This is a genomic window from Cronobacter sakazakii (assembly GCF_000982825.1).
In the GTDB taxonomy this organism is placed as follows: domain Bacteria; phylum Pseudomonadota; class Gammaproteobacteria; order Enterobacterales; family Enterobacteriaceae; genus Cronobacter; species Cronobacter sakazakii.
In genome coordinates this window covers 3165271-3188098 of the sequence record NZ_CP011047.1, presented here as the reverse complement: position 1 = coordinate 3188098, position 22828 = coordinate 3165271, and the positions used below count along the sequence as shown (strand labels likewise).

The 22828-nt window shown below is 60.0% G+C and carries 18 protein-coding genes and 1 pseudogene; 7 read left to right on the top strand and 12 right to left on the bottom strand.

Going from position 1 to position 22828, the window contains the following annotated elements; translation table 11 throughout:
* Positions 1 to 149: 149 nt before the first annotated feature.
* The 11 genes from urtE to CSK29544_RS15140 all read right to left on the bottom strand — a co-directional run bounded on the left by urtE (position 150) and on the right by CSK29544_RS15140 (position 15338).
* The gene (urtE, locus tag CSK29544_RS15195) at positions 150 to 848 is read right to left on the bottom strand and encodes an urea ABC transporter ATP-binding subunit UrtE (RefSeq protein ID WP_007900131.1); all 699 of its coding nucleotides are present in this window, start codon (positions 846 to 848) and stop codon (positions 150 to 152) included.
* A 9-nt stretch (positions 849 to 857) separates the two neighbouring features.
* Positions 858 to 1655 carry an urea ABC transporter ATP-binding protein UrtD gene (urtD, locus tag CSK29544_RS15190; RefSeq protein WP_007900128.1) on the bottom strand — a complete coding sequence of 266 codons (798 nt, stop codon included), beginning with the start codon at positions 1653 to 1655 and terminating at the stop codon, positions 858 to 860.
* Positions 1655 to 2728, bottom strand: coding sequence for an urea ABC transporter permease subunit UrtC (gene urtC / locus CSK29544_RS15185; protein WP_007900124.1), 1074 nt, complete (start codon positions 2726 to 2728; stop codon positions 1655 to 1657). Before urtC ends, urtD begins: the two co-directional genes overlap by 1 nt.
* A complete protein-coding gene (urtB, locus tag CSK29544_RS15180) occupies positions 2725 to 4290 on the bottom strand; it encodes an urea ABC transporter permease subunit UrtB (protein WP_007900123.1) in 1566 nt (521 codons plus the stop codon). The genes urtC and urtB overlap by 4 nt, the downstream gene beginning before the upstream one ends.
* 183 nt (positions 4291 to 4473) lie before the next feature.
* A complete protein-coding gene (gene urtA, locus CSK29544_RS15175) occupies positions 4474 to 5745 on the bottom strand; it encodes an urea ABC transporter substrate-binding protein (RefSeq protein ID WP_007900121.1) in 1272 nt (423 codons plus the stop codon).
* A 35-nt stretch (positions 5746 to 5780) separates the two neighbouring features.
* On the bottom strand, positions 5781 to 6482 hold the full coding sequence (locus CSK29544_RS15170) for a GntR family transcriptional regulator (RefSeq protein ID WP_007900119.1): 702 nt from the start codon (positions 6480 to 6482) through the stop codon (positions 5781 to 5783).
* Between the two features lie 233 nt (positions 6483 to 6715).
* A complete protein-coding gene (gene uca / locus CSK29544_RS15165; RefSeq protein WP_029039118.1) occupies positions 6716 to 10324 on the bottom strand; it encodes an urea carboxylase in 3609 nt (1202 codons plus the stop codon).
* Positions 10325 to 10334: 10 nt separating this feature from the next.
* A complete protein-coding gene (gene atzF, locus CSK29544_RS15160; RefSeq protein WP_007900115.1) occupies positions 10335 to 12149 on the bottom strand; it encodes an allophanate hydrolase in 1815 nt (604 codons plus the stop codon).
* A gap of 818 nt (positions 12150 to 12967) precedes the next feature.
* Positions 12968 to 14071, bottom strand: a complete 1104-nt coding sequence (locus tag CSK29544_RS15150) for a cobalamin-independent methionine synthase II family protein (RefSeq protein WP_007901421.1) — start codon at positions 14069 to 14071, stop codon at positions 12968 to 12970.
* Positions 14072 to 14280: 209 nt separating this feature from the next.
* The gene (locus tag CSK29544_RS15145; protein ID WP_007901425.1) at positions 14281 to 15054 is read right to left on the bottom strand and encodes an OBAP family protein; all 774 of its coding nucleotides are present in this window, start codon (positions 15052 to 15054) and stop codon (positions 14281 to 14283) included.
* Between the two features lie 113 nt (positions 15055 to 15167).
* Entirely contained in the window at positions 15168 to 15338 is a 171-nt protein-coding gene (locus CSK29544_RS15140) for a con-10 family general stress protein (protein WP_029039119.1), read from the bottom strand.
* Between the two features lie 313 nt (positions 15339 to 15651).
* Between CSK29544_RS15140 and CSK29544_RS24605 the strand changes: the two genes are divergently transcribed.
* From CSK29544_RS24605 to mgtS, 4 genes and pseudogenes are all read left to right on the top strand, one after another.
* Positions 15652 to 15816 carry a hypothetical protein gene (locus CSK29544_RS24605; protein ID WP_004386223.1) on the top strand — a complete coding sequence of 55 codons (165 nt, stop codon included), beginning with the start codon at positions 15652 to 15654 and terminating at the stop codon, positions 15814 to 15816.
* A gap of 80 nt (positions 15817 to 15896) precedes the next feature.
* Positions 15897 to 16808, top strand: a complete 912-nt coding sequence (locus CSK29544_RS15135; protein ID WP_029039120.1) for a bestrophin family protein — start codon at positions 15897 to 15899, stop codon at positions 16806 to 16808.
* 163 nt (positions 16809 to 16971) lie between these two features.
* Positions 16972 to 17775 (top strand): annotated as a pseudogene (locus tag CSK29544_RS15130) (MerR family transcriptional regulator).
* Positions 17776 to 17870: 95 nt separating this feature from the next.
* Complete coding sequence (gene mgtS / locus CSK29544_RS24340) at positions 17871 to 17966, top strand: protein MgtS (RefSeq protein WP_004387782.1); 96 nt, start codon at positions 17871 to 17873, stop codon at positions 17964 to 17966.
* 131 nt (positions 17967 to 18097) lie between these two features.
* Here the strand turns inward: mgtS and dcp are convergent, their stop codons facing one another.
* On the bottom strand, positions 18098 to 20143 hold the full coding sequence (gene dcp / locus CSK29544_RS15120) for a peptidyl-dipeptidase Dcp (RefSeq protein WP_007901432.1): 2046 nt from the start codon (positions 20141 to 20143) through the stop codon (positions 18098 to 18100).
* Positions 20144 to 20302: 159 nt separating this feature from the next.
* Between dcp and ydfG the strand changes: the two genes are divergently transcribed.
* The 3 genes from ydfG (at position 20303) to CSK29544_RS15105 (ending at position 22757) form a co-directional block, all read left to right on the top strand.
* Positions 20303 to 21049, top strand: coding sequence for a bifunctional NADP-dependent 3-hydroxy acid dehydrogenase/3-hydroxypropionate dehydrogenase YdfG (ydfG, locus tag CSK29544_RS15115; protein ID WP_007775248.1), 747 nt, complete (start codon positions 20303 to 20305; stop codon positions 21047 to 21049).
* Between the two features lie 88 nt (positions 21050 to 21137).
* The gene (locus tag CSK29544_RS15110) at positions 21138 to 21824 is read left to right on the top strand and encodes a GntR family transcriptional regulator (RefSeq protein ID WP_007901433.1); all 687 of its coding nucleotides are present in this window, start codon (positions 21138 to 21140) and stop codon (positions 21822 to 21824) included.
* Between the two features lie 39 nt (positions 21825 to 21863).
* Positions 21864 to 22757 carry a hypothetical protein gene (locus CSK29544_RS15105; protein ID WP_007901434.1) on the top strand — a complete coding sequence of 298 codons (894 nt, stop codon included), beginning with the start codon at positions 21864 to 21866 and terminating at the stop codon, positions 22755 to 22757.
* Positions 22758 to 22828 lie beyond the last annotated feature (71 nt).

Genomic DNA, 22828 nt, shown 5'->3' with positions numbered 1-22828 from the left:
TAAATCCCTTTGATAATACGCGTGTAATAATATCACGATAAAGATAAACTTTGAGCCCGCCAGATAACCCGCGCTCGTTTAGCGCTGTTAAATAAGAATTCATCAAGTCGGTAATAAAAAGCCAGCCTCCTGCCAGCCTTTTACTAGTATCAAATCGCAACCAGCCCCCGCACGCCGTCGGCTTCCATCGCAGCGCCGGGGCCGCGTTGCACGATAGCGCCGCGGGACATCACCAGATAGTTATCCGCAAGCCCGGCGGCGAAATCATAAAACTGCTCTACCAGCAGAATGGCCATATCGCCGCGGGCGGCCAGCGCGCGGATCACCTCGCCAATCTCTTTGATGACCGATGGCTGAATGCCCTCGGTGGGTTCGTCGAGGATCAATAACTGCGGACGGCTGGCGAGCGCCCGGCCGATGGCAAGCTGCTGCTGTTGCCCGCCGGAGAGATCGCCGCCGCGCCGCTGGCGCATCGATTTCAGCACCGGAAAGAGCATATAAATCTCCTCTGGCACGCTTCTGGCCTCTGCACCGCGAAAGCGTGACAGCCCCATCAGCAGGTTTTCCTCCACCGTCAGCCGCGGGAAAATCTCACGTCCCTGCGGCACATACGAGATGCCTGCCGCCACGCGCTGGTGCGGTTTATAACGGGTAATAACGTCGCCCTGCCAGGTGACCGAGCCGGTTTTCGCCGGAATCAGCCCCATCAGACATTTCAGCAGCGTGCTTTTGCCCACACCGTTGCGCCCGAGCAGACAGGTCACCTCGCCCGTGCGCGCCTCAAGCGACACGCCGCGAAGGATATGGCTGCCGCCATAGTATTGATGCAGTTCATCCACGTTTAACATCGTTGCTCCTTAACGCCCGAGATAGACGTCGATCACCTGCTCGTTGGCCTGAACCTCGGCAAGCGAGCCTTCCGCCAGCACCTGGCCCTGATGCAGCACCGTCACTTTGTCGGCGATGGTCTCCACAAAGCCCATATCGTGCTCCACCACCATCAGAGAATGTTTGCCCGCCAGCGCGCGAAACAGCTCGGCGGCGTAGTCGGTTTCCGCGTCGGTCATGCCCGCCGCGGGCTCATCGAGCAGCAGCAGGTGCGGCTCCTGCATCAGCAGCATGCCGATTTCCAGAAACTGCTTCTGACCGTGCGAGAGCGCGCCAGCCAGGCGCTGGCGCTCTGCCCCTAAGCGCAGCGTTGTCAGCATCGCGTCGATACGGTCGGTCTGCTCGGCATTCAGCCGCGCGCGCAGCGTGCCGCGCACCGATTTATCGCCCTTTTGCGCGAGCTCCAGATTCTCAAACACCGTCAGCGCCTCAAACACCGTTGGCTTCTGGAATTTGCGCCCGATACCGCGCCGGGCGATTTCCACCGGTTCAAGGCGCGTCAGGTCGGTTTGCTGATCGTAAATCGCGCGCCCGCTCTGGGGCCGGGTTTTGCCGGTGATCACATCCATCAGCGTGGTTTTGCCCGCGCCGTTGGGGCCGATAATACAGCGCAGTTCGCCGATGCCGGTCGAGAGCGTCAGATCGGTGAGCGCCTGGAAGCCGTCAAAACTGACATTGATTTTCTCCAGTTGCAGCACCGGATCGGTCTCGGCGCGAAAGCGGTCGGTCTCATACTGCCGGGTATAGAGCGTATCCGTGGCGTGCATTATTTCTCTCCTCTGCGCAAAAGCCCCGCCACACCGCGCGGCAGAAACAGGGTGACCAGAATAAATATCAGCCCTAAAAAGAGCTGCCAGTACTCCGGCATCACCACGGTAAAGAGGCTTTTGGCCCCGTTGACCAGCAGCGCGCCGAACACCGGCCCCACCAGCGTGCCGCGCCCGCCGAGGGCCACCCAGATGGCCGCTTCAATGGAGTTGGTCGGCGACATTTCACCGGGGTTAATGATGCCGACCTGCGGCACATAGAGCGCGCCTGCAAGGCCGCACATCACCGCGGAAATCGTCCAGACCAGCAGCTTGAAGCCGCGCGGATCGTAGCCGCAGTACATCAGGCGGCTTTCCGCGTCGCGCACCGCCGTCAGCACCCGGCCAAATTTGCTGCGCGCGAGCCACAGCCCGACGGCGAGACAGGCCAGCAGTAAGGCGAGCGTGGCGATAAAGAGCGCGATGCGCGTGCCGGTCGCGGTGAGCGAAAACCCGAGCAGCGTGGTAAATCCCGTAAAGCCGTTGTTGCCGCCAAAGCCGGTTTCATTGCGAAAAAAGAGCAGCATCCCGGCAAAGGTCAGCGCCTGGGTAATGATGGAGAAATAGACGCCCTTAATTTTCGAGCGGAACGCAAAAAAGCCGAAAACCAGCGCCAGCAGCCCCGGCACCAGCACCACCAGCAGCAGCGCCCAGAGAAAATTCGACGTGCCCCACCAGTACCACGGCAGCTCGCTCCAGGAGAGAAACGACATAAACGCGGGCAGCCCGTCGCCCGCCGCCTGGCGCATGAGATACATGCCCATCGCGTAGCCGCCGAGCGCGAAGAAAATTCCGTGGCCGAGTGATAAAAGCCCGGCGTAGCCCCAGACCAGATCCAGCGCCACCGCGACAATCGCGTAGCAGAGGATTTTGCCCATTAATGTCAGCGTCCAGGTGGAGACCGCGAGCGGGTGGCTTGCGGGTAACAGCGTCAGAAACGGCAGCGCGAAGAGCGCCGCCAGCGCCAGCCCGCCTGCGATAACGCTCAGGCGCGGCGCATTTCGGACCAGCGTTAAAGTCACCGGCTGCGTCATTCCACGGCCCTCCCTTTGAGTGCGAACAGCCCCTGCGGGCGTTTCTGAATAAACAGGATAACCATCACCAGGATGGCGATTTTGCCAAGCACCGCGCCCACCTGCGGCTCGAGGATTTTATTAAAGATGCCCAGACCGAACGCCGCCGCCACACTCCCTGCGAACTGACCAACGCCGCCCAGCACCACCACTAAAAACGAATCGATGATGTAGCCCTGACCGAGTTCCGGCCCAACGTTGCCAAGCTGTGAGAGCGCCACGCCGCCAAGCCCCGCGATGCCGGAGCCAAGCCCGAAGGCCAGCATATCGACGCGCCCGGTGGGCACGCCGCAGCAGGCGGCCATTGCGCGGTTTTGCGTTACCGCCCGCACGTTCATGCCAAGCCGTGTTTTATTGAGCACAAGCCAGGTGAAAAACAGCACCAGCAGCACAAAGCCCATCACCACCAGACGGTTCCACGGCAGGATCAGGTTCGGCAGCACCTGAATGCCGCCGGAGAGCCAGGCCGGGTTCGCCACCTCTACGTTTTGCGCGCCAAACGCCATGCGCACCAGCTGGATAAGCATCAGGCTGATGCCCCAGGTGGCGAGCAGCGTCTCCAGCGGGCGGCCATACAGATGGCGAATAATGGTGCGCTCAAGCGCCATCCCGGCGCAGGCCGTCACCAGAAACGCCACCGGCAGCGCCAGCAGCGGATAGAACGCCAGCCACTGCGGCGCAAATTCCGCCAGCGCGTTCTGCACGCACCAGGTGGCGTAAGCGCCGAGCATCAGCATTTCGCCGTGGGCCATATTGATAACGCCAAGCAGGCCGTAGGTGATGGCAAGACCGAGCGCGGCCAGCAGCAGAATCGAGCCGAGCGACAGCCCCATAAAGGTCTGGCCGAGCAGATCGCCCACCATCAGGCGATGGTCAATTGCACGAACGCTTGCGGCTGCGGCCTCGCGCACGCGGGCGTCAGGCTCGCTGGCCGCGTCGGTAAAGGGCTGGAGCCGCGCGCGGGTTTGCGGATCGCCGGATTCGTCAAGCCGCGTGACGGCGTTAAGGCGCACCGCCGCATCCGGGCTTGCCAGTTGCAGGCTCGCGAGCGCGGTGGCGAGCGCGTCGCGCACGGTGTCGTCTTTTTCAACGGCCAGGCGCTGCGTCAGTAAGGGAGCCATTTGCGGGTCGCCGTCGCGCTGTAACGCGCGGGCGGCATCCAGGCGCTGCGTGACGTTGTCACTCACCAGACGATGTGTGGCCAGCGCCGCGGCGGCGAGATTGCGCAGGCGGTTGGTGAGCCGAAGGGGTTTTACCGCGCCCACCGGCGTGGCGGCGCTCCCGAGCGCAGTCAGCCCTTCCGGGCGCTGCGCGAACGGATGCTTCTGCGTATCAACGACCAGATTCTCCTGGCCGAGCGCGACCAGCAGCGGCAGACGGGCGGCGTCCGGCGCTGTCGCCCAGGTTTGCAGCAGCGTCGCCTGTGTGCTTCGGTTGGCGGCCGCAAAATCATCGGCGTCACCGGCGCGGGCGAGCCACGGCACCAGCAAGACGGCGACCATCAGCCAGCGGAATAATGTCATGGTTATCTCCTTTGCAACCGTTGTGGCTTGCAGTCGGTTATGGCGGGTGCGCGGTTACAGAGTTTTTACGGCGGGTGCGCTTCGCTTACCCGCCCTACAAAACACGTTTATTCCGTGTAGGGCGGGTAAGCGAAGCGCACCCGCCATATTAACCGGCACAATTGCGTGGCCCGTAACCGCCCCTTAATTGCTGGCGGTTTTCACCGGCGTATCGGCTTTTTTGTCGTTCCCGGCGATATACGGGCTCCACGGCTGCGCGCGCACCGGTGCTTCGGTCTGCCACACCACGTTGAACTGGCCGTTGCCCTCGATTTCGCCAATCATCACCGGTTTATGCAGATGGTGATTGGTGTTATCCATCGTCAGCGTAAAGCCGGACGGTGCCTTGAACGATTGCCCCGCCATCGCCGCGCGCACCTTGTCGACATCCGTTGTGCCCGCCTTCTCTACCGCCTGCGCCCACATATGAATGCCGACATAGGTCGCTTCCATCGGATCGTTGGTCACGACGGTATCGGCGTTCGGCAGCTTGTGCGCTTTGGCGTAAGCGCGGTAATCAGCGACAAATTTTTTGTTTTCCGGGTTATCCACCGACTCGAAGTAGTTCCACGCGGCCAGGTTGCCCACCAGCGGTTTGGCGTCGATCCCGCGCAGTTCTTCTTCGCCCACCGAGAACGCCACCACCGGCACGTCGGTCGCCTTCAGCCCCTGGTTCGCCAGCTCTTTATAGAACGGCACGTTGGAGTCGCCGTTAATGGTGGATACGACCGCCGTTTTACCGCCCGCGGAGAATTTTTTGATGTTAGCGACAATCGTCTGGTAGTCGCTGTAGCCAAACGGCGTGTAAACCTCTTCAATGTCTTTGTCCTGCACGCCTTTGGCGTGCAGGAACGCGCGAAGGATTTTATTGGTGGTACGCGGATAGACGTAATCGGTGCCGAGCAGGAAGAAACGCTTCGCGCCGCCGCCATCTTCGCTCATCAGGTATTCCACCGCCGGGATCGCCTGCTGATTAGGCGCGGCCCCTGTATAGAAGACATTCGGCGACATCTCTTCGCCTTCATACTGCACCGGGTAGAACAGCAGCCCATTGAGTTCTTCAAAGACCGGCAGCACCGATTTACGCGAGACCGATGTCCAGCAGCCGAAGACCACCGCGACCTTATCCTGGCTCAGCAGCTGGCGGGCTTTCTCGGCGAACAGCGGCCAGTTGGAGGCCGGATCGACCACCACCGGCTCCAGCTTTTTACCGAGAACGCCGCCTTTGGCGTTGATCTCATCGATAGTCATTAGCGCCACATCTTTGAGCGGCGTTTCCGATATCGCCATCGTGCCGGAGAGCGAGTGCATAATGCCCACTTTAATGGTGTCGGCGGCCTGGGCGCTGAAGGCGAACCCCATGCTGATGACCGAGGCGGAAAGGGCGAAGGCTTTTAACAAAGTACGACGATGCATAAGGTCACTCCTGATAATGGATGCTGTGTGTACGGTTAATCTGACGCGCCACGCCGCGCCTGTTGCAGGGCGTGCAGCGTAATCTTGCGAACCTCTTTCTGGCTTTGAGCGATATGGTCGTACAGTCGGGTCCGGGCCTCCTTCAGGTTGCGTTCAAATATGGCGAGCAGGATCTGGCCGTGCTCGGCGTAGGTCGCGCTGACGCGTGACGCCTGTGTGAAATCCATGCGGCGCACAATGCGGATTTTTTCCGTGACCTCACGATGCACGCGCGCCATTTCCGGGTTGCCCGCGGTAGCAACGAGCGTCAGGTGGAATGCCTCATCATGCGGCGCGACATCGCTGCCGTCCGCGAGCGGCGGCGCGTCAATCCAGAATTCGCGCAGCTCACGCAGCGGCAACGGCGTGACGTGCGCCGGTAAGGCGCAGAGGCGCGCAACGGCTTCGGTTTCCAGCACGATGCGCAGATCGTAGAGCGCCTCCAGATGATCGAAATCGATCGGCCGCACCTGCCAGCCGCTGCGCGGCTGGACGTCGAGATAGCCTTCCTGTTCGAGCCGGTGCAGCGCCTGGCGTACCGGCGTGCGGCTTGCCCCCATGCGCGCGGCGACGTCGTTTTCGCTGAAGCGATCGCCCGGCAGCAGGCGGAAATCGAAGATCGCCTGTTTCATCAGCCGGTAGATGCGATCGCCCTGCGCCTCCGGTTGCGCCTCGTGTTGTCGGGCGGTAAGCGGCATAGCGCCTCCTTTTTGCGTCTGGTTTAACATGGCGGGTGCGCGTCGCTTACCCGCCCTACGGGGCGGCTTGCGTTGTAGGGCGGGTAAGCTTCAGCGCACCCGCCGTCTGGCATGCCAGATCAACTCAGCGTTGTAGGGCGGGTAAGCGAAGCGCACCCGCCGTCTGGCATGCCAGATCAACTCAGCGTTGTAGGGCGGGTAAGCGAAGCGCACCCGCCGCCCGGCAAGCCAGATCAGCCCAGCCACAAAAGGGCATCGCCCGGTGCCACAGGCCGCCCCTGCTGACAACGAATACGCGCCACCACGCCATCCACCGGCGCATGCACCATCAGCTCCATCTTCATGGCCTCCACCACGATAAGCGGCTCGCCCTGCTTCACCCGCTGGCCCGGCTCGACCAGAATCTTCCAGATGTTGCCGTTGAGATCGGCGCTCACCAGCTGCCCTTCGCTTTCGGCCTCATCTTCTGCCTGCGCCTCATGGGGGTCATCCTCCGGCTCCTGCGTGTGCCAGTGCGCCACCTCGGCGCTAAACGCGGCCTGCTGACGCTCGCGGAACGCGGCAATATCCTGCTCGTTGGCCGCTAAAAAGGCGCGATACGCCGCAAAATCAAACTCGCCCTCTTCAATACGGACAGACGCGCGGCCCTCGCGGAAGGCGTCACGGAAATCATTCAGTTCGGCTTCGCTCACCGGGTAGAAGCGCACCTGATCGAAGAATTTGAGCAGCCACGGCTCCTCGCCGAACTGCGGGTTTTTGAGGAATTTGTTCCAGATGGGCAACGTGCGCCCCACCAGTTGGTAGCCGCCGGGCGAATCCATACCGTAGATGCACATATACATCCCGCCGATGCCGACGGTGCCCTCGGCGGTCCACGTGCGCGCCGGGTTATATTTCGAACTGAGCAGGCGATGGCGCGGATCGACCGGCACCGCGCACGGCGCACCGAGATAGACATCCCCCAGCCCGAGGATCAGATAGCTCGCGTCGAACACTACCTTTTTCACGTCGTCGCGGTGCGACAGCCCGTTCGCGCGGCAGATAAAATCGACGTTATTCGGCAGCCACGGCGCCTGGGCGCGCACGGTCTGCTGGTAACGCTCGACCGCGCCAAGCGTCGCGCTGTCTTCAAACGCCATCGGCAGCCAGACGATTCGCGAGGGGATCTTCAGCGACTCCACATCGCCGAGCTGTTTTTCAAGGCTCATCAGCAGCGTCAGCAAGGCGCGCTGCCCCAGACGCTGGCTGTCGTAACGTACCTGCAACGACCGCACGCCGGGCGAAAGCTCCTCCACGCCCTCGACGCCGCTCGAACGAATCGCTTTCATCAGCAGATGCACCCGCAGGCGCAGCGCCAGATCCAGCACGTTGTCGCCATATTCGATGAGAATGTAGCTGTCGCCCGCCTGCCGCCAGACCACGGCGGGCAGCCCGTTCTGCGCAGGCACTTCGGCTAAAATCGCCGCACTTCCGGTTGTGCCGGGCAGCAGCGTTGGCGTCTCATCCGGGCGGGCCGTCACCGCGCGCAGATGGTTGCACGCCACTTCCTGCGCCAGCTCAAGCGACTGCGCATGTTCGATGCTTATCGGATGAAAACGAATGCGATCGCCAGGCTTCACCTGACCGACTTTCCACAGCTCCGCGCGCGCAATGGTGACCGGGCAGACAAATCCGCCGAGGCTTGGGCCGTCGCGGGTGAGGATCACCGGGAAGTCGCCGGTAAAGTTTATCGCCCCGATAGCGTATTCGCAGTCATGGACGTTAGACGGATGCAGCCCCGCCTCGCCGCCGTCGGCGCGGCTCCATTCCGGCTTCGGGCCGACCAGCCGCACGCCGAGACGGTTGGAGTTGTAATGCACCTGCCATTCGGCGGCGAAGAAGGCGTCCATCGACGCGGGCGTGAAGAAATCGGGCGCGCCGTGCGGCCCGTAGAGCACGCCGATATTCCAGACCTCGCCATAACGCGGGATAACCCCCGGCTCCGGCGTCCGGGGCGGCGAGATGGGCGCAGGCGTGGTGCAGGCGGCGAGCGCCGGGCGCGATATCGCCAGCACATCGCCGGGGCGCAGCGTGCGGCCCGCATGGCCGCCGAACTGCCCGAGCGCGAAGGTGGAACGGCTGCCGAGATACTGCGGCACGTCGATGCCGTTACGCACCGCCAGATAACCGCGACAGCCTGTGCGGGCGCGGCCCAGCGTCAGCGTCTGCCCGGCGCGGACGGTAACCGGCTGCCAGCAGGCGACCGGCTCGCCATCGAGCTTTGCGTCGCAGTCCGCGCCGGTGAGCGCGAAGATAGCGTCGCTGTGAAAGCGCAGCGTCGGTCCCTGAAGCGTGAATTCAAGCCCGGCGGCCTCCGGCGCGTTACCCACGATACGGTTGGCCAGACGGAAGGCGTAATCGTCCATCGGCCCGGACGGCGGCACGCCGATATCCCAGTAGCCCAGACGGCCCGGATAATCCTGCACGCTGCTCCAGGTGCCTGGCTCCAGCACTTCGATGGCGTGCGCGTGGTAGCTCACTTCATCCAGCAGACGCGTCCACATGGTGGCGTTTTCAAACGCCTCCAGACGGATAATCTGGCGCAGATAATCGAGATTAGTGGCGATGCCGTGCAGGCGCGTGGCGTCGAGCGCCTGACGCAGTTTCGACAGCGCCTGCGGGCGGTCATCGCCGTGAACGATGATTTTGGCGATCATCGGATCGTAAAACGCGCTGACTTCCGCGCCGGTGCTGACCCAGCCATCGACGCGCACGCCGTCAGGGAAATGCACGTCGGTAAGCTGCCCCGGCGACGGCTGGAAGTTTTTCAGGGGATCTTCGGCATAGAGACGCACTTCAATCGACGCGCCCTGCGGCGCTTTTGCGAGCCGCGCCCTGTCCAGCGGCTCGCCCGCGGCCACATTGATCATGCACTCGATAAGATCGAGCCCCGTCACGGCCTCAGTTACCGGGTGCTCCACCTGAAGGCGGGTGTTGACCTCCAGAAACCAGAAGCGATCGCTCCCGGCGTCGTAGATAAACTCAACGGTGCCTGCGCTGCGATAATTGACCGATTCGCCAAGCGCCACCGCGGCGGCGTGCAGCGCCTCGCGGGTCGCCTGCGGCAGACCCGGCGCGGGCGTCTCTTCCACCACTTTCTGATTACGGCGCTGGAGCGAACAGTCGCGCTCGCCGAGCGCCGCCACGTAACCCTTGCCATCGCCCAGGATCTGCACTTCCAGATGACGCGCGCGGCTGATGAATTTCTCAATAAACACGCCGTCATCGCTGAAAAACTGGAGGCCCTGGCGTCTGACGCTCTCCCAGGCCTGCGCCAGCGTAGGCGCGTCGTCGCAGCGCGTCAGTCCGATGCCGCCGCCGCCCGCGGTGGTTTTCAGCATCACCGGGTAGCCAATATCTTCTGCCGCCTGGGTTGCCTCCTCAAGCGAGCGCAGCAGCCCGCTGCCCGGCGTCATCGGCACGCCCGCCTGTGCCGCCAGCGCGCGGGCGCGGTGTTTCAGGCCAAAATCGCCAATCTGCTGCGGCGTCGGGCCGATGAATACCAGGCCCGCGGCTTCGCACGCCGCTGCGAATTCAGCGCGCTCGGAAAGAAAACCGTAGCCGGGGAAAATCGCCTGCGCCCCGCTCGCTTTCGCCGCTGCGAGAATTTTATCGACGTTAAGATAGGTGTCGCGCGCCGCGTCGCCGTCGAGCGCGATGGCGATATCGGCATCGAGCACATGCTGCGCGTTACGATCCGGCGTTGAGTAGACCGCGACGCTCGCGATGCCCATTTTCTTCAGGGTACGAATGGCGCGACAGGCGATCTCGCCGCGGTTGGCGATAAGCACTTTACTGAACATAATTTTCTCCTCAGGCGCTCTGGTGGCGGGCAAGCCAGGCTTTCCAGCCGCCCCATTCCGTGATGTCAGTGGCGCTCCCGAGCGCCTGCGGTTCGCAGATAAAGCCTTTTACCGCGCGGCCATCGGCGAGCGTCAGCGTGCCGATACCAAGCGGCGGCGGGATCTCCGCAACAAACTCCCCAAAGCGTGCGAGCGGGATATCCCACAGCTCCACCACGATGGGCTGCCCGCTGTCTGCGCGCGCAAGCCCTGGCTTCGGCGGCGTGGTGTTGGCGAGCGCATAAAGGCGATAGTCCGCCGCCGTGGTGGTCTCTTTGATAAACACCGCGTCGCGGGTGGTGAGCTGGTGGTTGAGCGGCATGCCGCGCAGGTGCGCGCCGACGACCGCGAGGCGCACGTGGTGCGGCGATGGCGCGAACGGTTCGGCCGCGGGCAGCGCTTTATTCGTTGCGCCGAGCGGCAGCGGCACTGCCTGCTGCCAGAGCGCGCCGAAGTGCGCCAGCGCCGCGTCATGCCAGGCGGGCGCGATAAGCGTAATGCCGGCCGGCAGGCCGTCGTCGCGGAAATCGCCGGGCAGCGCCAGCGCGCAGAGATCGGCCAGGTTAGTGAAGTTGGTGTAGTAGCCGAAGTGCGAGTTGTAGCGCACCGGCTCTGCTTTCATTTCATCGAGCGTATGAATGGTGGGCGATGTCGGCACCACCAGGGCGTCTACGGTCTCCAGCACCTGTGCAATATGGCGCGCGAGCGCGGCGCGGGTATATTCCGCCTGCCAGGCGTCGCAGGCCGTGTATTTCAGGCCGCCCTCCACAATGCCGCGCACGGTCGGGTCCATGACGTCCGCTGGCGCATTGAGCATCTCGCCCACCGCGACGGTGCGCTCGGCGACCCAGGCGCCCTGATAGAGCTGCTCCGCAAGCGTGCGAAACGGCGTGAAATCGACCGGCACCAGCGTCGCGCCGAGCGCTTCGAGGCGTGCCAGGCTCTGGCGGTATGCCGCCTCGCTGTGGCGGTCGCCATAAAATTCGGGCGCGTCAGGCACCGCAAAACGGGGTTGTGCGGGCAGTCGTGCGGGCGCGGTGCGCGGATTAGCGCGCGAGTACGCATCCGCGGCGTCATAACCACCTGCGAGGCTCGCCACCTGGAAAGCATCGGCGGCGCTTAACGCGAAGACCGACACGCAGTCGTTCAGGCGGCAGGCGGGCACTACGCCGCGGTTCGACAGCCAGCCTTTGGTGGGTTTGAGGCCGACAATGTTGTTGAACCCGGCCGGGACGCGCCCGGAGCCTGCGGTGTCGGTGCCGAGCGCGAAAGCGACCAGCCCGCGCGCCACCGTGGACGCCGAACCGGCGCTGGAGCCGCCGCTGACATAGGCCGGGTTAAAGGTGTTCGGCACCGCGCCGTAGGGCGAGCGGGTGCCGACCAGCCCTGTCGCGAACTGATCCAGATTGGTTTTGCCAAGCACGATAGCGCCTGCGGCTTTGAGTTTCGCCACAACGGTGGCGTCCTCTTGCGGGGTATACGCAAACGCCGGACAGGCGGCCGTTGTGGGTAACCCGGCAACGTCAATATTGTCTTTCACCGCGAACGGCACGCCGAAGAGCGGAAAATCCGCAAGGCTTTTGCCCTCGTTAATAGCCGCCAGTAACGGCGCGATTTGGGCTTCAAGATGCGACGGGCTAGCGCGGGTTATCCACGCCGGATCGTTATTTTCTTTATTCGTAAAAGCGGCGGAATAAATTTCCGTAATGCGCGTCGGATCGTCCTGATATTCCCTGCGCCACTCAGCAAGCGTCAGAGGCGTAAACAGCGGTGAACTCTGTGACATAACTGGCATCCCATCTGGTATACAAGATGAGTGTTATTAAGCAAAGGGGATGCCAGTTTTTAAAATTACTTATATTTCAACATTTTAATAATTAAATCTCAAAATACTTTCTGTTTACTCTTTAAAACCTCCTCCTTCTGATAATACGTGGTTTCGTTATGGTGCAGCGGTGCGACATTAATGTGCAATGTGCCGATAAAATAAATAAAGATGATGGTTAACGTGGCGGGAATACATTTTTGCGATGGCTTCAGAGGGCGGGTTAATGGTGGGGCACAGAAATGGTGGGTGCGCTGCGCTTACCCACCCTACGATAAGGGTGGCGTTTTGTAGGGCAGGTAAGCAAAGCGCACTCGGCATGCGATAAGGGTGGCGTTTTGTAGGGCGGGTAAGCAAAGCGCACTCGGCATGCGATAAGGGTGGCGTTTTGTAGGGCGGGTAAGCAAAGCGCACCCGCCAGCCATTTATTAACATATCAGGTCAGTGAATTCGTTCCGTTCGCCACAATGTCATCTTTATATAGACGCTTTCCTCACGCGAACGTGCAAAGGGGGCTCGCCGCCGCCCCCTTTGCAGTCCCGGCTCCCGGCGGAAAATCGCCCCTGCGGGGAAGCCTCGCCTTATTCCCTCCGGCTGCGGGTCGGGCAAGACAATACCTCCCTGTATTGTCATGCCCTCGCACCGGGTCCCTCCGGTGCGCCCCGGCCTGCGGCGAAACAGCGAGGCCGATTTTTTTAAGCCGGAGCAAAACCATCAACATCAGCGTCATATTTCTGTAGGGCGGGTAAGCATCGCGCACCCGCCGTTCAAAACCCGCCTTACCACACTTCGCTGGCGACACTCGTCACCAGGCGCACTTTTTCCCACTGCTCGGCAGGCGTAATGCTGTTGCCCTCTTCGGTCGAGGCGAAACCGCACTGCGGGCTTAAACAGATCTGGCTGATATCCACATATTTCGCCGCCTCTTCCAGACGCGCTTTAATCAGCTCCGGGTTCTCCAGCTCACCATTCTTGGTGGTAATCAGCCCCAGCACCACCTGCTGTTTACCCGGACGGATAAAGCGCAGCGGCGCGAAATCGCCGGAGCGGTCGTTGTCATATTCCAGGAAAAACGCATCGACATTCACGGTGCCAAACAGCACTTCGGCCACCGGCTCATAGCCGCCTTCGGCAATCCAGCTTGAGCGGAAATTCCCGCGACAGACGTGCAGCCCGATGGTTAAATCCTCCGGTTTGCCTTCCAGCGCCTGGTTCAGCACGCGGGCATAAATGCGCGCCAGCTCGTCCGGGTCGTCGCCGCGCTCGCGGATTTGACGGCGCTGATCGTCCGAGCACAGGTACGCCCAGACGGTGTCATCCAGTTGCAGGTAACGGCAGCCCGCGTCGTAAAAGGCGCGGATGGCGTCACGCCAGGTGGTGGCGAGATCGTCGAAGTAGTCCTTCAGATCCGGGTAGACGTTGCGGTCGATGGCCGCCGCGCCGCCGCGAAAATGCAGCACGCTCGGGCTTGGAATGGTCATTTTCGGCTCGGCATTGCCGCTGACGCTTTTCAGGAAGCGGAAATCTTCCAGCATCGGGTGATCGCCAAACGCCACTTTACCGGTGACGCGCACGCTCTGCGCTTTGGTCTGGATACCGTTGAACTGGATGCCCTGATTCACTTCCACCAGCTCCACGCCCTGCAGCGCGCCGAAGAAATCGAGATGCCACCAGGCGCGGCGAAATTCGCCGTCGGTTACCACATGCAGGCCGCAGGCGCACTGCTGTTCAACGGCGTGACGAATCGCGTCGTCTTCGATTTTACGCAGGTGCGCGGCGTCTATCTCCCCTGCCGCAAACTGCTGGCGGGCCTGCTTAATGGCATCCGGACGTAAAAAGCTGCCGACGATATCGGCGCGAAACGGGGCGTGTTGACGCTGCATAGTGTTCTCCTCGTAGCCTGCCGCGATGGTCACGTCAGGTGATAGTTCAATAATTGAATTTTTAGCCGTCTGGATGTCTATATGTCCAGAGAATGACATTACCCTGTGCATCAGGCAAACGAGGAAATTTCATGGGTGTTGAAAAATATTCATGTAGCAGATAAAAGAATCCCCACCGAAGTGGGGAAAACGAAAGGCACAAACAGGGGTTATTTTTTCTCAGACGAAGCGCTGCTGTCCACTACGCCAGGAATATCTTTGATATCGCCTTTAAACTGCCCTTTCAGGGCATCGACGCCGCTTTGCGGCTTCGCGAATTTTTCAAGATCGGCGCGCGAGCGGCGGATTTCGTCAGTGTTGACGCCAAGCTTTTTGTCGCGCTCGCTGACAAGCTCAGGCTTCGCCTCGCCGTCACGGTTAAATGACCAGGCAAGCATCGGCGGCCCAAGCGGCAACGCATCGCCTTTATCACCCGGCCCGCCGGTATGCCAGACATGCCAGGTTTTCCCGTAGCTGTTCATTTTATCCTGCATCAGGCGGTGCTCAGCTGGCTCCGGGATACCCGGCGCGATAAGCTGCCCGCTGAGGATTTCGCCATTGTGCGGATGCCAGTACTGTTTTTCCTGCGCCGGCAGTTGATTAAACAGTTTTTCGGAAATGATATATTCCAGGCCATTCATCCTGGCCTCTTTGGTATTACCGTCAAATAAGACGCACTGGGCAAAATCCTGATTGACCTGATGGCAATAGTGGTGCGCTTCCATCTGTTTTTCGGGGATCTCTTTCATCGGATGAAAGCCCACCAGATAAATATCAAATCCTTTTAACGGAGCGTTGCTTTGTAATACGGCCGCACCGGTTTCCAGTAACCTGATCGTCGTGCTTTTATCAGCACCCGGCGGTGTGGCGTTTTCCGCCTGCGCTAAAAAAGCGAGGGAAAGAAGCGGAAGCAACGTTATTTTTACTGCGCGTTGTAATTTCATAAGGTCATTAAACAAATAAAAGGTATTTACGTCATGCGCTAAACGACCTCCGGTATGAGCATTAACCCATACCGGAGGGACGTTATGCCGGGCGCATGCGGCCCGCCAGCCCGTCAGGAAGACGAACGGCTGCTGCTTCTACCGCCTTTACGGCCAGCTTCTGCGGCACGCTCGCGGTCATTTTTAAAATTTCCGCCGCTATTCTGGCCGCCTTTACGACCGGCTTCAGAAGCGCGTTCACGATCCTCAGCAAAATTACCTGAACCACCACGATGTTGAGCCATAATATTCTCCTCGGATAAGCAGAGATAATTTAAACCGCGTTCTCACCATGCGAACGCAGCAGTAACTATAGGCACGCTTCTCCGTTTCGCAAGTCACATTAGCCGCAATCAACTATTTTAACGCTGCGCTTGTACGAATATATTTTACAGGGTGTGTTTATCTGCTGAATACCAAAGGGTTTTATCGTCTTGCGCTTTCGCTTAATAAGAAAATTCTTAAAAGAAAGCATTAATTATTTCCGGGTCGCTGTGAGGTCTATTATTTATCTGCGAAGTGTCGTTCGTTGATTTAATTTCCGCCGAGGAGTGATTAATGAAACAGAAATGGTACTGCTGCCCCTCCATGAAGTTAAAAGACCGATTTATGGTGCTGATTATGGGACAAGACGTGTTTCTGCTGTTCCGCAAAGGCGGTTCGCTGAGAAAGTCCCGCGACTGGCTGGCGCGTGCAAAGGCGAAATTTATTCCTTTAGGGTAAGACACTGCGTTTTTCTGGTTGCAGACAAAAGCGCTATCTCGTTTAATAAGTAGCGCTTTTGTTAACCCCTTGTGAGTATCATGATTGTTCGTCCCCCTCAGCACTGGTTTGCCCGACTCTTTGTCTGGCATGGTTCCGTATTAGCCAAAATATCCACGCGTCTACTCCTTAATTTCCTGCTCTCCGTGACGGTTATTTTCTTTTTACCGTGGTATGAGGCGCTCGGAATAAAACTGACCACCGCCCCTTTTAGTATTCTGGGGGTGGCGATTGCGATTTTTCTTGGATTTCGAAATAGCACCTGTTTTGCCCGTTTTAATGAAGCGCGCCTGATTTGGGGGCAACTGGTTATCCACTGCCGTTCACTGCTGCGCACTGCCCGCACATTGCTGCCGGATAACGCACAGGAGCTGCATCATCTGGTGAATCTGGAGGTAGCGTTTTGCCACTGCCTGCGCCTGACGCTGCGCCGCAGGAAGCTCGACAATGTGCTTGACCGCTATCTCACCCGCAGTGAAATGGCGCGCGTAATGAACAGCAATTCTCCCTGCAATACGATTTTACTTATTATGGCTGAGTGGCTTGCCGCGCGGCGCAACGGGCTGTCCGATATTCTCTTTCAGACACTCGATCAGCATATTAATCAGCTTGCGGCAGTACTGGCGGGCTGCGAGCGCATCGCCAATACGCCGCCGCCGTTCGCCTATTCGCTGATGCTGCACCGCACGGTTTATTGCTTCTGTATTATGCTGCCGTTCGCGCTGGTGACTGACCTGCATTTTATGACGCCCTTTGTGTCCGTGTTTATTTCGTACACGTTTATTGCGCTCGATACGCTGGCCGAAGAGCTGGAAGACCCTTTCGGCACCGAAGATAACGATCTGCCGCTGGACGCGCTTTGCAATAATATTGAAATAGACTTACGTGAAATGAACGAAGAGGCGCAAAAACCGGCTAAATTATTGCCGAACCGGCATTATCAGCTTACCTAATGTATATTCATATTCACGACGAATATTGAATAATGCACCGTTAATGATTAGCAGGGTGGAGGAAGTGTGTTAGCGTAAACCCTGTTCTCTTCTTCCCTTCGTTTCTCTTGAAAGGGCCATTCCTCTCCTGTTTTGTATTGCAGCCTGGCATTAAGGAATCGCCATGTCTCATTTCACGATCGAAATGCTCTCCGATCAGTGCGGAGTCAGCATGCCTAATTTACGCGCGTGGCAGCGGTCAGGATTACTCCAGCCCGTGCGCGACGACAGCGGCAGACGCTATTTTGACTACAGCCATTTGATGCGCATTCACGCCATCCTGAAATGGCTCGATCGCGGCCTGCCGCTTAATGAAATCGCCCGCATTCTGAAGGGTGAACAGACGACCCAGATCAGCCAGTGGGAAGTATGACAGGAGCAGTTGCTCGCTACGCTTGAGAAAACGAGTCTTGAAAAGGGCCGCGCGCTGCTGCTTAAAATGGGCCGCGAGCTGCCCGCCGGGATGCTGCTGGATAAGGTCGTGCTGCCACTCCGTCTGTGGCTGGGGCACGGGCACGCCAGCGCGCAACTGACGCGCCGCGCGCGCTTCGACACGCTGATTATCGAATACGCCACCTTTCTGATGCAGACGCTGCGTAAGCGTCCGGCGTCCGGGCTGGTCGTGATAGCGATGAACAGTCACGATCCGCTGAGCGTCTGGCTGGAAGCGATTCGCTTTTCCGGTGAAGGCTTTCGCATTGATGTGCTGCAGCAGCCCGTGCCGCTGCCCGATCTCACGCAGTTCGCCGCCGATCACTATCTGATTTACAGCGATGTGCCGTTAACGCCCGCCCAGCTTGCGCTCTGGCAGCAGTGGCAGCTTGACGGCATGCCGCTATTCAGCGCTGGCGCTGGTTTCGCAACGCCGCCTGAGCTACCGGACGCCGCCAACCTCCCCGACGCGCCGCTCTGCGAAAACGCGCAGTAAGCGCCTGTGTCGCGAAACTATTATCCCGCTGTCGTCTTTACGTCACACGTTCAGGGCTTTGTTAAAGAAGGGTGTGACTAAAGGCGGGAGTCGTGATGCCGGGAGCCGCGGATCTGTTTATCTGTATGCCGGGAATTGTCTTGCTGGCGGGGTTTCTTGCCGCGTATTGCAGCAAGAAATGGGATGACTGAGCGTAAAACAAAAAAATACCGCCAGTATGACTGACGGTAAGGCTTGCATGGATTGTTATTGTCCTGCGCTCAACATCACGCTTATTGCCGCATCATGCCATGCGCAGGTTCAACGTCACCTAAACGTGGGTTTATTCCGTTAAGCCACGGTTTTCCAGCATCGGCTCGATGCGCGGGGCATGGCCGCGCCAGGCGAGCCACAACCCTTCCAGATCGCGACTGTTGCCGCGCGAAAGAATGGCGTCGCGAAAACGCTCGCCGTTCTGCGCACTCAAGCCGCCCTGCTCTACAAACCACTGATAGCCGTCATCCGCCAGCATTTGTGTCCAGAGATAGGCGTAGTAGCCCGCCGCGTAGCCGCCGCCAAAGATGTGGGCGAAATAGCTGCTCCGGTAGCGCGGCGGGACGGCACGCAGCGCGATGTGCTCCTGTGAAAGCGCGGCTGCTTCAAACGCAGTCACATCCTCGGGTGTGGATTGCGGCGTCAGGCTGTGCCAGTGCTGATCGAGCAGCGCCGCGGCCAAGAGCTCGGTCATGTCGTAGCCTTTGTTAAAGCGCGCCGCGCGGAAGAGTTTCTCGCGAAGTGCGTCCGGCATCGGCTCACCGGTCTGATAATGGCGCGCAAAGTTTGCGAAAACGTCCGGGTGGCTCGCCCAGTGTTCGTTGATTTGCGACGGGAACTCCACGAAATCACGCGGCGTGTTGGTGCCGGAGAGCGTCGCGTAGCGCTGGCTGGCGAAAAGGCCGTGCAGCGTATGGCCAAATTCGTGGAACAGCGTGATAACGTCATCCCAGGAAATAAGCGCAGGCTGACCGGCGGCAGGCTTCAGATAGTTACAAACATTGTAGATAACCGGCTTGTGGCCGGTGAGCGTGGACTGGTCGACGAAATTGCCCATCCAGGCACCGCCGCTTTTGCTGTCGCGCGCGAAGAAATCGCCGTAAAACAGCGCAAGCCCGCTGCCGTCTTTATCAAAGATTTCCCAGACGCGGACATCCGGGTGATAAACCGGAATGTCGGTGCGTTCCTGGAAACGAAGCCCGAACAGCGTGCTGGCGGCGTAAAAGACGCCGTGAATAAGCACATTATCCAGCTCGAAATACGGTTTGATCTGCGCATCGTCGAGCGCGTATTTTTCGCGCCGCACCTGTTCGGCGTAAAACGCCCAGTCCCAGGCTTCGGCCTGAAAGCCGCCGTTCTCGCGGTCAATGACCTGCTGAATATCGGCAAGCTCCCGGTTGGCGCGCGCCGTCGCCGCCGGCACGATATCGCGCATAAAGCGCAGCGCCGCCTCCGGCGTTTTGGCCATCTGATCGGCAATGGTCCAGGAGGCGAAATCTTTAAAGCCGAGCAGCGCCGCCTGCTGCGCGCGCAGCTGCGCCAGGCGCAATACCAGCGCGCGCGTGTCGTTGGCGTCGCCTTTTTCGGTGCGGTGCCAGCCCGCTTTAAAAAGGGCCTCGCGCGTCTCGCGACGCTCCAGTGACTGTAACGCCGGCTGCTGTGTGGTGTTCAGCAGCGCGATAAGCCAGCGCCCTTCCTGCCCTTTTTCACGCGCGGCCTGCGCGGCGGCGGCGACCTCTGCTTCGCCAAGCCCTGCCAGCGCCTCGCGGGACGACACCAGCAGCCCGCCCGCTTTATCCGCCGCCAGCAGACGCTGGTTAAACTGGCTGGTGAGCTGCGCGGCTTCGCGGTTTAGCGCTTTAAGCTGCGCTTTTTGCTCCGCGCCAAGCGTCGCGCCCGCGAGCATAAACTGCTGCCAGACGACCTCCACCAGACGGCGCGATTCCTCATCCAGCCCCAGCGCGTCGCACTGCTCATAAACGGTATTGAGGCGCGCAAATAAGGTTTCATTGAAATGAATATCATCGGCCAGTGCCGCAAGCTCCGTGGAGAATTCTTCATCCAGCGTTTGCAGATAATCATTGGTGTGCGCGGAGGTCATCGCGAAAAAGACGCTGGTGACGCGCGCGAGCATCGCACCGCTGCACTCAAGCGCCAGGTATGTGTTTTCAAACGTCGGCGCGGCGGTGTCGGCGGCGATCGCCTCCACCTCGGCGCGCTTCTGGCGCACCGCCTCGTCAAAGGCCGGGCGGTAGTCGTTATCGGTTATCGCGTCGAACGGCGGCGCCTCGTAAGGCAGCGTACTGGCTGATGAAAAAGGGGTCGTTACCGGCATGAGGATCTCCGCAAAAGCGTGATGGTAAAATCACAGCTTATGCAGCCTCGCCGCAAACAGCAATGGTTTCGCGCCGCAACCCATCAGGAAGTGATATTCCATAGGGCGCGCCGGGCGTGCTAAGGTAACTGCTCTGAAAAAGCCTTGAGGAACAGCGAGATGATTATTCTGGTTACCGGTGCGACGGCCGGGTTTGGCGAAGCCATTACCCGCCGGTTTGTGAAGAACGGTCATAAAGTCATCGCGACAGGCCGCCGCCAGGCGCGCCTCGACGCGCTGAAGGATGAGCTTGGCGAAAGCGTGCTGACACTGCAACTGGACGTGCGCAATCGCGCGGCGATCGAAGAGGCCATCAGCAGCCTGCCGCTGGAGTGGCGCGATATCGATGTGCTGGTCAACAACGCCGGGCTGGCGCTGGGGCTTGAGCCCGCGCACAAAGCGAGCGTCGAAGACTGGGAAAACATGATTGACACTAACAATAAAGGCCTGGTCTATATGACCCGCGCGGTGCTGCCCGGCATGGTTGAGCGTAACCGCGGTCACGTCATTAATATCGGCTCCACGGCGGGCAGCTGGCCTTACGCGGGTGGCAATGTCTACGGCGCGACCAAAGCGTTTGTGCGCCAGTTCAGCCTCAATCTGCGTACCGATCTGCACGGCACCGCCGTGCGCGTGACGGATATCGAGCCGGGCCTGGTGGGCGGCACTGAATTCTCCAACGTGCGTTTTAAAGGCGACGACGATAAAGCGGGTAAAACCTACGAAAATACCACCGCGCTGACGCCGGACGATGTGACCGAAGCGGTCTGGTGGGTGGCGACGCTCCCGCCGCATGTCAATATCAACACCGTCGAGATGATGCCGGTGAGCCAGAGCTTCGCCGGGCTTAGCGTACACCGCCAGTAATGTCCTTATGCCCTCTCCCCGTCCAGGCTGGGCGGGGTGGGCAATTAATGTTAAATTGCCGCAGTTACCCGCAAATTAAGACAAAAGAATGGCCGCTGAAACTCCGCTCAACCCGACCCAGCCGGTGAGCCAACAGATTTACCGCATCCTGCGCCGCGATATCGTGCACTGTCTGATCCCGCCAGGCACGCCGCTCTCTGAAAAGGAAGTCTCGGTGCGCTTTGACGTGTCGCGCCAGCCGGTTCGTGAGGCGTTTATTAAGCTTGCTGAAAACGGGTTGATTCAGATCCGCCCGCAGCGCGGCAGTTTTGTGAATAAGATTTCGCTGCGCCAGGTGCGTAACGGCTGCTTTGTGCGCCAGGCCATTGAGCGGGCCGTGGTGCAACGGGCGGCGGGTATGGTGACTGACGCGGATCTCTATCAGCTTGAGCAAAACCTTAACCAGCAGCGCACGGCTATCGATCGCAAACAGCTGAGCGATTTTTTTCAGCTCGACGACGAATTTCACCACCGCCTGACGCAGGTCGCCGACTGCCAGCTCGCCTGGGACACCGTGGAAAACATTAAAGCGACCATCGACCGGGTGCGCTATATGAGCCTCGATCACGTCTCTCCGCCGGAAATGCTGCTGCGCCAGCATAATGATATTTTTCACGCGCTGGAGCGCCGCGACCCGCAGGCCGCCGACGACGCCATGCGCCTGCATTTGCAGGAGATCAGCGAATCCGTATTGCTGATCCGCCAGGAAAACCGCGACTGGTTTACCGAAGAGTAACCGCGCGGCGTTGCTAACCCACTCAGGGATGGATATGTAATGCGCGCATTACTGCTTATAGGCTGCGCCCTTTTCTCTTCACCGCTGCTGGCCGATTGTCTTCAGAGCGAGGCTATCGCCACGGCCACTGCGGATTTTACGTGGTCGGCAAGTACCGTCACCGCCACGCCGCGCGCGCATTTTTATTCCGCGCCGTCACCGGAATGCCGCCTTGACGCGTTTCTGGTGCCGGGCGACGCCGTGCAGGTGTTTCGTCTTTCTCAAGGTGACAGCCAGAGCGCGGATGATAAAACGCGCCCGTTCGCCTGGGTGAGCTATCGCGACAGCAGAGGGCGCGTGGCGACCGGCTGGATGGAAACCGCGGCGCTCAAAATGCAGCAAGACACGCTCCGGCCAGAAGGCATCTGCGCCGCTCGTCTTCGTGAGATGGACGATACGCAGAGTATCCCGGAGAACGCCAACCGCTACGAAGTCACCGGCAGCGGCCGACATTTCTTTTATACCGCGCCTGACGCCCGGTGCCGCAGCCAGCAGGCGTTTCTGGTGGCGGGTGATACGGTGAGCTTGGGCCGCACGCTGCCTGGGTTCAGCGAGGCGACGTGGTACGGTAAGGACGGGCGCATCGTGAAAGGCTGGCTGGAGTCAGCAGCGCTGCACCCCACAGGCGCAGGCGACGCCTGGCGTGAGGATATCAGCGAAAGCTCGCTGGCCCGTGTAACCCGCACCGTCTCTTTGCAGCTCAACCCCAACGGCCAGTGTATTTTCTATGAGAACGCGCAGGACGGCGGCATTTACCGTTTGCTGGTGCGTGAGGATCACACCCGCGCGGGATGTCGCGGCGCGGCCGACCCTGAAGTCGCACCGGTGGTGGCGAATATCGATATTGATATCGCGAGCGGGAAGATCGTGCGTAACGGGCCCGCAGGCGAGTAGTTGCGGGCCGTGATATTCATCACACAAATGCCTTGTTTTTGATCGAGATTAACGTTTTTCAGGTTGTGATT

Excerpts from the sequence above, each read along its gene's own strand:
- urtE (WP_007900131.1), bottom strand. The coding sequence starts at position 848 with ATGTTAAACGTGGATGAACTGCATCAATACTATGGCGGCAGCCATATC.
- CSK29544_RS15105 (WP_007901434.1), top strand. The coding sequence starts at position 21,864 with ATGCGCGCATTACTGCTTATAGGCTGCGCCCTTTTCTCTTCACCGCTG.
- CSK29544_RS15150 (WP_007901421.1), bottom strand. The coding sequence starts at position 14,071 with ATGCAGCGTCAACACGCCCCGTTTCGCGCCGATATCGTCGGCAGCTTT.
- CSK29544_RS24605 (WP_004386223.1), top strand. The coding sequence starts at position 15,652 with ATGAAACAGAAATGGTACTGCTGCCCCTCCATGAAGTTAAAAGACCGA.
- mgtS (WP_004387782.1), top strand. The coding sequence starts at position 17,871 with ATGCCGGGAGCCGCGGATCTGTTTATCTGTATGCCGGGAATTGTCTTG.
- CSK29544_RS15135 (WP_029039120.1), top strand. The coding sequence starts at position 15,897 with ATGATTGTTCGTCCCCCTCAGCACTGGTTTGCCCGACTCTTTGTCTGG.
- CSK29544_RS15170 (WP_007900119.1), bottom strand. The coding sequence starts at position 6,482 with ATGCCGCTTACCGCCCGACAACACGAGGCGCAACCGGAGGCGCAGGGC.
- ydfG (WP_007775248.1), top strand. The coding sequence starts at position 20,303 with ATGATTATTCTGGTTACCGGTGCGACGGCCGGGTTTGGCGAAGCCATT.
- CSK29544_RS15140 (WP_029039119.1), bottom strand. The coding sequence starts at position 15,338 with ATGGCTCAACATCGTGGTGGTTCAGGTAATTTTGCTGAGGATCGTGAA.
- urtC (WP_007900124.1), bottom strand. The coding sequence starts at position 2,728 with ATGACGCAGCCGGTGACTTTAACGCTGGTCCGAAATGCGCCGCGCCTG.
- urtA (WP_007900121.1), bottom strand. The coding sequence starts at position 5,745 with ATGCATCGTCGTACTTTGTTAAAAGCCTTCGCCCTTTCCGCCTCGGTC.
- urtD (WP_007900128.1), bottom strand. The coding sequence starts at position 1,655 with ATGCACGCCACGGATACGCTCTATACCCGGCAGTATGAGACCGACCGC.
- urtB (WP_007900123.1), bottom strand. The coding sequence starts at position 4,290 with ATGACATTATTCCGCTGGCTGATGGTCGCCGTCTTGCTGGTGCCGTGG.
- atzF (WP_007900115.1), bottom strand. The coding sequence starts at position 12,149 with ATGTCACAGAGTTCACCGCTGTTTACGCCTCTGACGCTTGCTGAGTGG.
- CSK29544_RS15145 (WP_007901425.1), bottom strand. The coding sequence starts at position 15,054 with ATGAAATTACAACGCGCAGTAAAAATAACGTTGCTTCCGCTTCTTTCC.
- dcp (WP_007901432.1), bottom strand. The coding sequence starts at position 20,143 with ATGCCGGTAACGACCCCTTTTTCATCAGCCAGTACGCTGCCTTACGAG.
- CSK29544_RS15110 (WP_007901433.1), top strand. The coding sequence starts at position 21,138 with ATGGCCGCTGAAACTCCGCTCAACCCGACCCAGCCGGTGAGCCAACAG.
- uca (WP_029039118.1), bottom strand. The coding sequence starts at position 10,324 with ATGTTCAGTAAAGTGCTTATCGCCAACCGCGGCGAGATCGCCTGTCGC.